This is a genomic window from Pseudomonas sp. VEM90 (genome assembly GCF_054611535.1).
In genome coordinates this window covers 35,838-47,844 of sequence record NZ_JBTRAR010000011.1, presented here as the reverse complement: position 1 = coordinate 47,844, position 12,007 = coordinate 35,838, and the positions used below count along the sequence as shown (strand labels likewise).

Genomic DNA, 12,007 nt, shown 5'->3' with positions numbered 1-12,007 from the left:
ATCCTCGCTGGAGAGCATGCGATCGAAATTGTTCATCACAGGGCCGATTCCTGGGTAACGGTGGCTGGCGCGAACTCGGGTTTGAGCTGGCCATTTTCGTCGAGCAACCAGGCGTCCATGATCTGGCGTACCACCGGTGCGGCGACACCCGAGCCGGACTCACCGTTCTCGACCATCACCGAGACCACGATTTTCGGGGCTTCGGCTGGGGCAAAAGCGACGAACAGGGCATGGTCGCGGTGGCGCTCCTGAAGTTTGTTGCGGTCGTACCTCTCGCCCTGCTTGATCGCCACCACCTGAGCGGTACCGCTCTTGCCTGCAATACGGTACTGGGCACCGGCAGCTGCTTTGCGCGCGGTACCGCGGGCGTTGTGCATCACCTGCTCCATGCCATGGGTGACCTTGGCCCAATCGGACTTGTCACGCAGCACGATGTTTTCCATCGGGTTGTTGTCCACCGGCGGCTGGCCTTCGATGGTCTTGGCCAGGTGCGGGCGGTTCCACACGCCTTTGTTGGCGATCAGTGCAGTGGCCTGGGCCAGTTGCAGCGGCGTTGCCTGCATGTAGCCCTGGCCGATGCCGAGAATCAGGGTTTCGCCGGGGAACCAGGCCTGGCGACGGGTGGCTCGCTTCCATTCGCGCGACGGCATCAACCCGGCAGACTCCTCGAACATGTCGAGGGAAACCCGCTGGCCGATACCGAACTTGTTCATGTAGATGGACAACCGATCGATACCCATCTTGTGCGCAAGGTCATAGAAGTAGGTGTCGTTCGAGCGCATGATGGCAGTATCCAGATCCACCCAGCCATCACCGGAGCGGTTCCAGTTACGGTATTTATGGTCGTAGTTGGGCAGCTGGTAGTAGCCTGGGTCAAACACCCTGCTGCTGGCATTGACAACGCCACTGTCCAGTCCGGCAATAGCCACCGCCGGCTTGATGGTCGAACCCGGCGGGTACAGGCCACGCAGCACGCGGTTGAATAGCGGCCGATCGATCGAGTCGCGCAATTCACCATAGGCCTTGAAGCTGATGCCGGTGACGAACAGGTTGGGGTCGAAGCTAGGCTGACTCACCATCGCCAGGACTTCGCCGGTTCGCGGATCGAGCGCAACCACTGCACCACGCCGGCCTCCCAGGGCGGCTTCGGCGGCCTCCTGCAGCTTGATGTCCAGGCTCAGCACAATGTCTTTGCCCGGCTTCGGGTCGGTGCGCTTGAGCACCCGCAGCACGCGGCCACGGGCGTTGGTCTCGACTTCCTCGTAACCCACCTGGCCGTGCAGGGCATCCTCGTAGAAGCGCTCGATGCCGGTCTTGCCAATATGGTGGGTACCGCTGTAGTTCACCGGGTCGAGCGTTTTCAGCTCTTTCTCGTTGATCCGCCCTACGTAACCCACCGAGTGGGCGAAATGCGCACCCTGCGGGTAATGCCGCACCAACTGGGCCACCACTTCCACACCTGGCAGGCGGAACTGGTTTACCGCCACACGGGCGATCTGCTCTTCATTGAGTTCGAACAGGATCGGCACCGGCTCGAATGGCCGGCGGCCTTGGCGCATGCGCTTTTCGAACAGGGCGCGGTCGTCAGCGGTAAGATCCAGCACTTCGACGATCGTATCCAGCACTTCCTGCCAGTTACCTGCACGTTCGCGGGTCATCGACAGGCTGAAGCTGGGCCGGTTGTCGGCAACGATCACCCCGTTGCGGTCGAAGATCAGCCCGCGCGTCGGCGGGATCGGCTGCACATGCACCCGGTTGTTCTCCGACAGCGTGGAGTGGTAGTCGTACTGGATGATCTGCAGGTAGTACAGCCGCGCGATCAACACGCAAACAAGCAGCATGATCGCCACTGCGCCGACCACGACGCGCTTGCGCACCAGGCGGGCGTCTTTCTCGTGGTCCTTGAGACGGATCGGCTGCGACATCGGACTGCTTACAGGCTCATTTGTGGTAAGGGTGCCCGGACAACACGGTCCAGGCGCGATAGATCTGCTCGCCGATGAGTATCCTTACCAACGGGTGCGGCAAAGTCAGCGGCGACAGCGACCAACGTTGCTCGGCGCGTGCGCAAACCTCAGGCGCCAGGCCCTCCGGGCCGCCCACCATCAAATTCACCGTGCGCGCATCCAGGCGCCAGCGGTCCAGCTCGGTGGCCAACTGCTCGGTACTCCAGGGCTTGCCATGGACCTCGAGGGTGACAATGCGTTCCCCAGGTTGCACCTTGCTCAGCATGGCTTCGCCCTCCTGACGGATCAGGCGAGCGACGTCCGCATTCTTGCCACGGGTGTTCAGCGGGATTTCCACCAGCTCCAGCGACAGCTCAGCGGGCAGGCGCTTGGCATATTCATGCCAGCCTTCCTCGACCCACTTTGGCATACGCGAGCCGACTGCAATCAGGCGCAGACGCACAGCGCTTTCCTTATTCGCGGTCTTTGAGCTTGTCGGAGTACTCGTGGGCATGGTCCGGGCTGTGGTGCTTGCCATCGGCGGCACGGCTTTGCTCGGCACCCTGCCACAGACGCTCAAGGTCATAGAACTGGCGGGCAGCGGCGGTCATCATATGCACGATGACGTCGTTCAGGTCCAGCAGCACCCAGTCGCTATCGCCCTTGCCTTCTTCACCCAGTGGCTGGGCGCCCTTGGCCTTGACCGCTTCACGGACCTTTTCGGCCATCGCGTTGATCTGGCGGTTGGAGGTACCGGTGGCAATGATCATGTAGTCGGTCAGGCTGTGCTTCTCGCGCACGTCGATGACCTGGATGTCCTGGGCCTTGACGTCTTCCAGCGCGGCCTTGGTCACTGCGACCAGTTCTTCGCCGTAAATTTTCTGCTTGGTCATATAAAACTCGTTCAACTCGTTGGATGAGGCGCCAGAGGCACCGTCAGTTGGGCGCACGATACAGTTCGTGCGCCTCGATATAGGCCAGTACGGCGTCCGGCACCAGGAACCTCACCGATTTGCCGCTGGCCAGCAGCTGTCGGATCTGTGTAGCCGACACCGCAAGCGGCGTCTGCCAGACGAACGAAATATTTCCCGCCGGGCCGGACATGGCGGTGGGATCGCTCTCCGAGCGCGCAGCCAACAGGTTGCGCAACTCGTCAGGGGGTTCTACGTCGGCATCCGGACGTTGCAGTACCAGGATGTGACAGTGTTGCAGCAATTCTTCCCAGCGATGCCAGGCGGGCAGGCCACAGAAGGCATCCCAACCCAGCACCAGGAACAGTTGGTCGTTGCCGGACAGTTCGGCGCGGATCGATTCCAGCGTATCGATGGTGTACGACGGCTTGTCACGTTCCAGCTCGCGGGCATCGACGCTCAGGCAAACGACGCCCTGCACCGCTTCACGGACCATGGCCAGGCGATCCTGCGCAGCCACCTGTGGCGTGTCGCGGTGCGGCGGCCGGGCATTGGGCAACAGGCGTAGCTCATCCAGCCCCATGAACTCGGCCACTTCCAGCGCGCTGCGCAAGTGGCCGATATGCACGGGGTCGAAGGTACCACCTAGAATGCCGATGCGCCGGACTGCCTGGGCCTTGCTCAACTCAGCAGGACCCCTGGCCGCGCAACTGGCCATCACCGATCACCACATACTTCTCGCAGGTCAGGCCTTCCAGGCCCACAGGGCCGCGGGCATGTAGCTTGTCGGTGGAAATACCGATTTCCGCACCCAGGCCGTACTCGAAGCCATCGGCAAAGCAGGTCGGGGTGTTGAGCATGACCGACGCCGAATCGACCTCAGCCATGAACTGACGGGCTTCACCCTGGTGTTCGCTGATGATCGAGTCGGTGTGGTGCGAGCCGTAGTGGTTGATGTGCTCGATGGCCTGGTTCAGGCCGTCGACCACGCGAATCGACAGGATCGCATCGAGGTATTCCGTGTGCCAGTCGGCTTCGGTGGCCGGTTTGGCGCTGATGATAGCCTGGGTACGCTCGCAACCGCGCAGCTCCACGCCCTTCTCCACGAAGCGGCGGGCCATTTCTGGCAGGAAGCGCTCAGCCACTTGTTGGTCGACCAGCAGCGTTTCCATGGCCCCGCAAATGCCGTAGCGGTAGGTCTTGGCATTGAAGGCCACATTCCAGGCCTTGTCCAGGTCGGCATGCTGGCTGACATAGATGTGGCAGATACCGTCCAGGTGCTTGATCACCGGTACGCGGGCATCGCGGCTGATGCGCTCGATCAGGCCGCGGCCTCCGCGCGGCACGATGACATCGACGAATTCCGGCATGCTGATCAGCGCGCCCACGGCTTCGCGGTCGGTGGTTTCGACCACCTGCACCACCGCTGCCGGCAAGCCGGCTTCGGCCAGGCCGCGCTGGATGCAGGTGGCAATGGCGCGGTTGGAATGGATGGCTTCGGAACCGCCACGCAGGATGGTTGCGTTCCCCGACTTGAGGCACAGGCTGGCAGCATCAATGGTCACGTTCGGGCGCGATTCATAGATGATCCCGATCACCCCCAACGGGGTACGCATCTTGCCTACCTGAATGCCCGATGGACGGTAGCTCATGTCGCGAATGGCACCGACCGGGTCCGGCAGGCTGGCCACCTGGCGCAAGCCGGTGATCATGCCGTCGATGCGCGCAGGGGTCAGCGCCAGGCGGTCGAGCAGTGCGGGCTCCAGACCACTGGCGCGGCCGGCGGCCAGGTCCAGCTCGTTGGCAGCAGTGAGTTCGGCACGGGCAGCGTCCAGCGCGTCGGCGGCGGCTTGCAGGGCGCGGTTCTTCTGCGCGGTGCTGGCACGGCCAATCACCCGGGAAGCCTCACGGGCAGCGCGACCCAAGCGGGTCATATAGTCAAGAACGGACTCAGTCATGGGTTCGGTGTCTTGGCGAAGGGGAAATCGTCTGATTATAACTGCCGCGCAGGTGTACGCCCAGCGGCGGGTGGCGGATAGTAGAAAATGGATGGGGCAATGCGCAGGAAAGATGTAACCGGGGTTATCGAGATTGGCACCTCCTGTTGCGGCCCTTTCGCGGGCGCGCCCGCTCCCACAGGGATTTCACAAGGCCTGGACCTATGCACCACCAGTGGGAGCGGGCATGCCTGCGAAAGAGCCGGCACTGCCAACATCACCATCCAATTCAGCCTCGATTAAGCCATTCATTGCTATCATCCCTGCCCCTCCAGCCACGAACTGCCCGCATGCCAGCCCTGCCCGACAGCTTTTTCGACCGCGACGCCCAGACCCTGGCCAAGGCCCTGCTGGGCAAGGTCATCCGCCACCGCCACGGCGACCTGTGGCTGGCCGCGCGCATCATCGAGACCGAGGCCTACTACCTTGCCGACAAAGGTAGCCACGCCTCGCTCGGCTACACCGAAAAACGCAAGGCGCTGTTCCTGGATGGTGGGCACATCTACATGTACTACGCCCGCGGCGGCGACTCGCTGAACTTCAGCGCCCAAGGGCCGGGCAACGCCGTGCTGATCAAGTCTGCCTATCCTTGGCAGGACACCCTCTCGGGGCCCGACAGCCTGGCGCAGATGCAACTGAACAACCCCGATGCGAGCGGCAACCTACGCCCGGAACAACACCTGTGCGCCGGCCAGACCCTGCTATGCCGGGCCCTGGGCCTGAAAGTGCCGCACTGGGACGCCCAGCGTTTTGACGCCGAACGCCTGTACGTCGAGGACTGCGGCAACGCCGTGCCCCGAGTGGTCCAGGCCGCTCGCCTGGGCATCCCGCACGGGCGCGACGAGCACCTGCCGTACCGCTTCGTCGACGCCGAGTACGCCCGTTTCTGCACGCGGAACCCGTTACGCCGCGGCCAAGTCGAAGGCCGTGATTTCTTCATTCTCGAACAAGGAAGCTGAACATGGGCCAATGGCTCGACAGCCTGACCGGCTGGCTCAGCGCCAACCCGCAGTGGCTTGGCCTGGCGATTTTCCTGGTGGCCTGCATCGAATGCCTGGCCATCGCCGGCATTATCGTGCCGGGCACCATACTGCTGTTCGCCGTTGCGGTACTGGCCGGCAACGGCGCGTTCAGCCTGGGCGAAACGCTGCTCCTCGGCTTTCTCGGCGGCCTGCTGGGCGACGCCCTGTCTTACGCAGTGGGCAAGTACTTTCACCAGAACATCCGCCGCCTGCCGCTGCTCCGCCACCATCCAGAATGGATCGGCAGCGCCGAAAGCTACTTCCAGCGTTATGGCATCGCCAGCCTGCTGGTAGGCCGTTTCATCGGCCCGCTGCGGCCGATGCTGCCAATGGTCGCCGGCATGTTCGACATGCCCCTGCCGCGTTTCATCGCTGTCAGCCTGTTGGCGGGTGCCGGCTGGTCGGTAGCCTACCTGCTACCCGGCTGGGCCACCGGCGCCGCCATGCGCCTGCCCCTGCCGGAAGGCTTCTGGCTGGACGCCGGGATCATTGCCGGCGCCCTCGCAGTGCTGATCGGCCTGAGCCTGAATACCAGCCTGCGTGACCAGCGCCACGGCACGCGGCTGGTTGCCGCTCTCAGCTTTATCGCCCTGGCCGGTGTATTCCTTGGCTGGCCCTACTTCCATGAGTTCGACCAAGGCGTGATGACACTGGTCCAGGAGCATCGCAGCCAGGCCATCGACAGTACCGTGGTACTGGTGACACGACTAGGCGATTTCCGCACCCAGTTCTTCCTCGGCGGCCTGCTGACCGGCCTGCTGCTGCTTGCCCGCCAGTGGCGACATGCATTTTTCGCCGCTGGTGCGCTGATGGGTACGGCGATCGCCAACGGCACCCTGAAATGGCTATTTGCCCGGGCACGGCCGGAAGTATTGACCGACCCACTGACCAGCTACAGCATGCCCAGCGGGCACAGCTCGGCATCGTTCGCGTTCTTTCTGGTAATGGCCGTGCTGGCAGGGCGTGGGCAGCCACCACGGATGCGTCTGACCTGGGTGATGCTGGGGTGCATTCCGGCGCTGGCGATTGCCCTGTCGCGGGTGTACCTGGGGGCGCACTGGCCAACCGACATCCTGGCCGGGGCCCTTCTGGCCTGTTGCGTGTGTGCACTCAGCCTGACATTGGTGCAACGCCAGCAGGCCCTGCCGGCCCTGCCGCTTCGGGTGTGGTGGCTGGTGTTGCCGGCATGCGTGGCGCTGCTGGCGTTCTTTGCCATGCATGCGCTGCCTCAGGCGTTGGCCAGGTATCAATATTGATGTCGCCTGTGCCGGCCTATTCGCGGGGATCGCGCTTGTTGTAGGCGCGGGTTTACCCGCGAAGGGGCCGGCACAGGCAATACAGAACCCTCAGGCGAACAACTCACCCTGAATCCGTTCCAGCAGTTTCTGGATTTCCCCCAGCCGCTGCTGCGGCGAATCGAGAGTCAGCAGGTCCAGCTTGTCCTCTTCCATGAACGGCAACAGGTACGCCAGCTGATTGGCCAGCGCCTGACGCCCGTCCACCGGGCGCGGCATGCCCAGCGCTTCGACCATGGGATGCTCACCCAGGGCCACCAGCAGCGCCAGCAGGTCGTCATCGGCCTCGAGCAACGGGCTGTCTGCCTGCTCCGGCAGCCATTGCACCTGCCCCACCAGCAACTGGTCCTTCTGCACCTCGGAGCTTTCCAGATTGAAGCGCCGCACGCCCTCGACGCGAATACCCAGCAAGCCGTTATCCTGCTGCACGAAGTCGCGGATCACCGCTTCACAGCCGATCGAGGCGACCACCGGCGGCGCCTTGCCGACTTGTTCGCCGTCAAGGATGCATACCACACCAAACCCTTCGCCCTGCTTCATGCAGCGCCCGATCATGTCCAGGTAGCGCGCCTCGAAAATCTGCAAATCGAGAAAGCAGCCAGGAAACAGCACGGTATTGAGCGGAAACAGCGGTAGCGTCATCACAATTCCTCAAGCCACCAGGCTGACCGCCAGCGGCAGGAACACCGCTGTAGCCACTCCCATCAGGCTCATCGCCAGCGCGGCAAACGCGCCGCATTCGTCACTTTCCTGCAGGGCCACCGAAGTGCCCACTGCGTGTGCGGTCACGCCCAGCGACATGCCGCGCGCCTCAGGGCTGTGCACGCCGAAGCGGCTCAGCAACGCCGGGCCGAAAATCGCGCCAATCACCCCGGTAATCAACACGAACACTGCCGCCAGGGCCGCCACGCCACCAATCTGCTCGGCCACCAGCATGGCGATCGGCGAGGTGACGGACTTCGGCGCCATGGTCATCAGGATCATGTGCTCGGCACCGAACCACCAGCCCAGCACCAGGCAGAAGAGCGTGGCGAACAGGCCTCCGACTACCAGCGTAGTAAATGTAGGCCAGAACAGCTGGCGGATACGCCGCAGGTTGAGATAGAGCGGCACGGCCAGGGCCACAGTGGCGGGCCCCAGCAGAATGTTCATGATTTCGGTGCTTTTGCGGTACTCGCTGTAATCGATACCGCTCAGCAGCAACACGCCGATCACCAGCAGCATCGACACCAGTACCGGTTGCAGGAAGATCCAGCGGGTTCTCTCGTAGGCTGCCAGCACTACCTGATAGGCTCCCAGCGTAATGCCGATACCGAACAATGGGTGATGTATGACCGCATCGAGCGCGCCCTGCCAGTCGAACATCATGGCTGTTCCTCACGCTTGCCCTGGCGCTGGATGAGCTTCTGCATCAGCACACCGACGAACACGAGGGTCACCAGGCAGGAGATCAGCAAGGCCCCGACAATCGCCCAGAAGTCGGCGGCAATGTCCTTGGCATACACCATCACCCCAACTGCCGGCGGCACCAGCAGCAGCGGGAGATAGCGCAGCAAGCTGCTGGCGGCCTCGTTCAGCGGCTTGCCGACCTCACCGCGGGCCATGAGGAAGAGCAGCAACAACAACAGGCCTATGATCGGCCCGGGCAAAAACGGCACGAACAGGTGATTGATCGCCGTCCCCAGCAGCTGGAACAGTACCAGCCAGGTCAAACCACGCAACAGCATAAGCATCTCCCTCCGGCATGGCCGCCATTATAAGCACGCACAGCTTCAGACCGATATTCGCCGAAAAGCGGGCAACTTGACTGAAACGGTTCGCCGTGCTGATCTTGTACTTTCGTACCAACTGACAACCCGGAGAGTCCGCGATGCCCCATGTACCGGTTACAGAGCTTTCGCAGTACGTTGGCAAGGAGCTGGGCCACTCTGAGTGGGTGAAGATCGACCAGCAGCGCATCAACCTGTTCGCCGAGGCGACCGGCGACTTCCAGTTCATCCATGTCGACCCTGAGAAGGCAGCAAAAACCCCGTTTGGCAGCACGATCGCCCATGGTTTCCTGACCTTGTCGCTGATCCCCAAGCTGATCGAGGACATCCTCGTCCTGCCGCAAGGGCTGAAGATGGTGGTGAACTACGGGCTGGACAGCGTGCGCTTCATTCAGCCGGTCAAGGTCGACAGCCGCGTTCGGCTGAAGGTAACGCTGGCCGAGGTGGTGGAGAAAAAACCGGGGCAGTGGCTACTCAAGGCGATTGCCACGCTGGAGATCGAAGGTGAAGAGAAGCCTGCTTATATAGCCGAGTCGCTGTCGCTCTGTTTTGTCTGATACATGCCCCGGGGGCTGCTATGCAGCCCCCGATCCACAAATCCCCCGCACTCGCGTAAACTGCCAGCCTTCGCGCAGCCTAGGGCTGCCCCTGTCGATTTATCAAAGGTGCCCGCCATGCCCTGGCTGCAAGTACGCCTGGCCATCAGCCCGGAACAAGCCGAAACCTATGAAGACGCGCTACTTGAAGTAGGCGCCGTCTCGGTCACGTTCATGGATGCCGAAGATCAACCGATCTTCGAGCCAGACCTCAACACCACCCCGCTGTGGTCGCACACCCACCTGCTGGCGCTGTTCGAAGCCGATGCCGACCCTGAACAGGTGTTCGCCCATTTACGCCTGCTGACCGGCGCCGAGCTGCCCGAACACCAGGCCGAGGTGATCGAGGACCAGGACTGGGAACGCAGCTGGATGGACAACTTCCAGCCGATGCGCTTCGGTCGCCGCCTGTGGATCGTGCCCAGCTGGCACGATGCTCCGGAAAAGGACGCCGTGAACCTGCTGCTCGACCCGGGCCTGGCCTTTGGCACCGGCACCCACCCCACCACGGCCCTGTGCCTGGAATGGCTCGACGGCCAGCAGCTTGAAGGCACCCAGGTGCTGGACTTTGGCTGCGGTTCGGGCATCCTGGCTATCGCTGCATTGCTGCTGGGCGCCCGCGAAGCGGTAGGTACCGACATCGACGTGCAGGCCATCGAGGCTTCGCGCGACAACGCCCAACGCAACGGTATTGCCGACGAGAAACTGGCGCTGTACTTGCCCGAGCACATGCCGGCTATGCAGGCCGACGTGCTGGTTGCCAACATCCTCGCCGGCCCACTGGTGTCGCTGGCGCCACAATTGTCCGGCCTGGTTCGCCCAGGTGGCCTGCTGGCGCTGTCGGGTATCCTCGCCGAGCAAGGTGAAGAAGTGGCCGCCGCTTACGCCGCCGATTTTGAACTGGACCCGATCGTCGTGCGCGACGGCTGGGTGCGCATCAGTGGTCGGCGTCGCTAAGCGGGCCTAGAATACATTTCTGCACAGCTCCCGGATCGCCGCATGACCGACAGTTTCGTCACCCAGTGCCCGCATTGCCAGACCAGCTTTCGCGTCACCCACCACCAGTTGAGCGTGGCCCGCGGTGTGGTGCGCTGCGGGCATTGCCTGCAGGTATTCAATGCCGCCAAGCAGTTGCTGGAGCAGAACCGCGCCGCGCCCACCAGCGCCCCCGTGGTACCGGCGTCGGCACCTGCAGCGCCTGCCGAACCGGCGCCAGAGCCTGCCATCAGTGTACGCGGCAGCTCCCCTGACCAGGACTGGGCACTTACCGCCCAAGCGCTGGACGAGCTTGACCTCGACAAGGAACTGGAGCGCCTGGAGCGTCGCGGCCAACCGGCCCCGACCCGCCCGGCCAGCCAAGGTGACCAGTTGCAGGCACGGCGCGACGAACTTCACCCGGACGAGCACGCAGAAGACCTTTTCGGCACGGCTACCGATGAGCCCTACGCGCCGCAGGAACCGGCAGAGCCTGGCCCAGTACGGCTGGAGCCAGAGCCTTTGGAACTGGACCTGGAGCCTGCACCCGGCGAGCGCACCGAGCCGACCCTGGGCAGCAACCTTGACCTGGACATCGATGGCGAGCCGCCCGCGCACCGTGCAGCCGAACGCGATGACCAGCCCGCGCTCAGCGAACCGCTGCGCATCAGCGATGACGAAACCCCGGAAAAGGGCCTGAGTGCCCGTGACGACGAGCCCTTGGCGCTGCGCCTCTCGGCGCATGATGACGAGCCAGTCGAGCCGTTGCCCGGAGAGCGCCTGGAACCAGGCCTTGCCGGCAAACCTGAGCGCCCCTCGCGCAAGGAGCCGCTGGTCGATGTGGTCGACGACCCGCTGCAGCTGGGCTGGGAAAAACCCGCACCCCACTGGGGCAAGCGCCTGCTGTGGGGCTTTCTGACCCTGCTGGCTGCCGGCCTGCTGGCGTTCCAGTACGTGTGGTTCCACTTCGACGAGATGGCCCGCCAGGATCAGTATCGGCCGATTTTCCAGCAGATCTGCCCGATGGTCGGTTGCCAGGTACCTACCCGCGTCGATATTGCACGGATAAAGAGCAGCAATCTGGTGGTGCGTAGCCACCCTGACTTCACGGGCGCCCTGATTGTCGACGCGATCATCTACAACCGCGCGCCGTTCGCCCAGCCGTTCCCTTTGCTGGAACTGCGCTTCGCCGACCTCAATGGCCAACTGATCGCCAGCCGTCGCTTCAAGCCCAGCGAGTACCTGTCGGGCGAACTGGCAGGGCGTGGCGAAATGCCCAGCCAGACGCCGATCCACATTGCCTTGGACATCCTCGACCCGGGGCCGAAGGCCGTGAATTACAGCCTGAGCTTCCGTTCGCCGGAATAAGCGACAAGCGGCCAGCAGCAAGCCACAAGACAAGAGGCCCAAAACGTGGCCGCTTTTGGCGTGTCGCTTGCTGCTTGAAGCGCAAAGGCATAAGCCGGCAACTGTTCAGATTTTATCCAAATCCATCT

13 protein-coding genes are annotated in these 12,007 nt (G+C 63.2%); 5 read left to right on the top strand and 8 right to left on the bottom strand.

From position 1 onward, the window contains the following. Positions 1-35 precede the first annotated feature (35 nt). The 5 genes from mrdA to ACYCCG_RS12550 are packed head-to-tail and all read right to left on the bottom strand — an operon-like array spanning position 36 to position 4,815. A complete protein-coding gene (gene mrdA, locus ACYCCG_RS12570; RefSeq protein WP_176683206.1) occupies positions 36-1,925 on the bottom strand; it encodes a penicillin-binding protein 2 in 1,890 nt (629 codons plus the stop codon). Positions 1,926-1,941: 16 nt separating this feature from the next. Then, a complete protein-coding gene (rlmH, locus tag ACYCCG_RS12565) occupies positions 1,942-2,409 on the bottom strand; it encodes a 23S rRNA (pseudouridine(1915)-N(3))-methyltransferase RlmH (RefSeq protein WP_003249722.1) in 468 nt (155 codons plus the stop codon). A 10-nt stretch (positions 2,410-2,419) separates the two neighbouring features. Next, positions 2,420-2,839, bottom strand: coding sequence for a ribosome silencing factor (gene rsfS, locus ACYCCG_RS12560; RefSeq protein WP_009685825.1), 420 nt, complete (start codon positions 2,837-2,839; stop codon positions 2,420-2,422). Between the two features lie 43 nt (positions 2,840-2,882). Continuing rightward, positions 2,883-3,575: a nicotinate-nucleotide adenylyltransferase gene (gene nadD / locus ACYCCG_RS12555; RefSeq protein ID WP_339444029.1), complete on the bottom strand. Its 693-nt coding sequence runs from the start codon at positions 3,573-3,575 to the stop codon at positions 2,883-2,885. Continuing rightward, positions 3,544-4,815, bottom strand: coding sequence for a glutamate-5-semialdehyde dehydrogenase (locus ACYCCG_RS12550; RefSeq protein ID WP_004576854.1), 1,272 nt, complete (start codon positions 4,813-4,815; stop codon positions 3,544-3,546). Before ACYCCG_RS12550 ends, nadD begins: the two co-directional genes overlap by 32 nt. A 329-nt stretch (positions 4,816-5,144) precedes the next feature. Here ACYCCG_RS12550 and ACYCCG_RS12545 point away from each other — a divergent pair, with 329 nt between their 5' ends. After that, complete coding sequence (locus ACYCCG_RS12545; RefSeq protein ID WP_209963228.1) at positions 5,145-5,813, top strand: DNA-3-methyladenine glycosylase; 669 nt, start codon at positions 5,145-5,147, stop codon at positions 5,811-5,813. A 2-nt stretch (positions 5,814-5,815) separates the two neighbouring features. Then, positions 5,816-7,132 (top strand): bifunctional DedA family/phosphatase PAP2 family protein, encoded by a 1,317-nt coding sequence (locus ACYCCG_RS12540; RefSeq protein WP_176683202.1) that lies wholly within the window; start codon positions 5,816-5,818, stop codon positions 7,130-7,132. 90 nt (positions 7,133-7,222) lie between these two features. Here ACYCCG_RS12540 and ACYCCG_RS12535 read toward each other — a convergent pair whose 3' ends face one another. From ACYCCG_RS12535 to ACYCCG_RS12525, 3 genes are read right to left on the bottom strand one after another with little or no spacing between them, the layout of a single operon-like run. Then, positions 7,223-7,813, bottom strand: coding sequence for an LON peptidase substrate-binding domain-containing protein (locus ACYCCG_RS12535; RefSeq protein WP_176683201.1), 591 nt, complete (start codon positions 7,811-7,813; stop codon positions 7,223-7,225). A 9-nt stretch (positions 7,814-7,822) separates the two neighbouring features. Further along, on the bottom strand, positions 7,823-8,539 hold the full coding sequence (locus ACYCCG_RS12530; protein ID WP_176683200.1) for an LrgB family protein: 717 nt from the start codon (positions 8,537-8,539) through the stop codon (positions 7,823-7,825). Continuing rightward, positions 8,536-8,898, bottom strand: coding sequence for a CidA/LrgA family protein (locus ACYCCG_RS12525; RefSeq protein WP_012053815.1), 363 nt, complete (start codon positions 8,896-8,898; stop codon positions 8,536-8,538). The genes ACYCCG_RS12530 and ACYCCG_RS12525 overlap by 4 nt, the downstream gene beginning before the upstream one ends. A 143-nt stretch (positions 8,899-9,041) precedes the next feature. On the opposite strand from ACYCCG_RS12525, the gene ACYCCG_RS12520 reads away from it, so the two are divergent. From ACYCCG_RS12520 to ACYCCG_RS12510, 3 genes are all read left to right on the top strand, one after another. Next, positions 9,042-9,497 (top strand): MaoC family dehydratase, encoded by a 456-nt coding sequence (locus tag ACYCCG_RS12520; protein WP_339444030.1) that lies wholly within the window; start codon positions 9,042-9,044, stop codon positions 9,495-9,497. Positions 9,498-9,614: 117 nt separating this feature from the next. After that, positions 9,615-10,493, top strand: coding sequence for a 50S ribosomal protein L11 methyltransferase (gene prmA, locus ACYCCG_RS12515; protein WP_209963221.1), 879 nt, complete (start codon positions 9,615-9,617; stop codon positions 10,491-10,493). A 42-nt stretch (positions 10,494-10,535) separates the two neighbouring features. Next, a complete protein-coding gene (locus ACYCCG_RS12510) occupies positions 10,536-11,879 on the top strand; it encodes a DUF3426 domain-containing protein (protein ID WP_339444031.1) in 1,344 nt (447 codons plus the stop codon). The last annotated feature ends 128 nt before the right edge of the window (positions 11,880-12,007 follow it).

Bases quoted from the DNA above. Each gene is read 5' to 3' on its own strand.
- ACYCCG_RS12550 (WP_004576854.1), bottom strand. From the start codon at position 4,815: ATGACTGAGTCCGTTCTTGACTATATGACCCGCTTGGGTCGCGCTGCC.
- ACYCCG_RS12525 (WP_012053815.1), bottom strand. From the start codon at position 8,898: ATGCTGTTGCGTGGTTTGACCTGGCTGGTACTGTTCCAGCTGCTGGGG.
- ACYCCG_RS12530 (WP_176683200.1), bottom strand. From the start codon at position 8,539: ATGATGTTCGACTGGCAGGGCGCGCTCGATGCGGTCATACATCACCCA.
- ACYCCG_RS12510 (WP_339444031.1), top strand. From the start codon at position 10,536: ATGACCGACAGTTTCGTCACCCAGTGCCCGCATTGCCAGACCAGCTTT.
- ACYCCG_RS12540 (WP_176683202.1), top strand. From the start codon at position 5,816: ATGGGCCAATGGCTCGACAGCCTGACCGGCTGGCTCAGCGCCAACCCG.
- rsfS (WP_009685825.1), bottom strand. From the start codon at position 2,839: ATGACCAAGCAGAAAATTTACGGCGAAGAACTGGTCGCAGTGACCAAG.
- ACYCCG_RS12535 (WP_176683201.1), bottom strand. From the start codon at position 7,813: ATGACGCTACCGCTGTTTCCGCTCAATACCGTGCTGTTTCCTGGCTGC.
- nadD (WP_339444029.1), bottom strand. From the start codon at position 3,575: ATGGCCAGTTGCGCGGCCAGGGGTCCTGCTGAGTTGAGCAAGGCCCAG.
- prmA (WP_209963221.1), top strand. From the start codon at position 9,615: ATGCCCTGGCTGCAAGTACGCCTGGCCATCAGCCCGGAACAAGCCGAA.
- ACYCCG_RS12520 (WP_339444030.1), top strand. From the start codon at position 9,042: ATGCCCCATGTACCGGTTACAGAGCTTTCGCAGTACGTTGGCAAGGAG.
- ACYCCG_RS12545 (WP_209963228.1), top strand. From the start codon at position 5,145: ATGCCAGCCCTGCCCGACAGCTTTTTCGACCGCGACGCCCAGACCCTG.
- mrdA (WP_176683206.1), bottom strand. From the start codon at position 1,925: ATGTCGCAGCCGATCCGTCTCAAGGACCACGAGAAAGACGCCCGCCTG.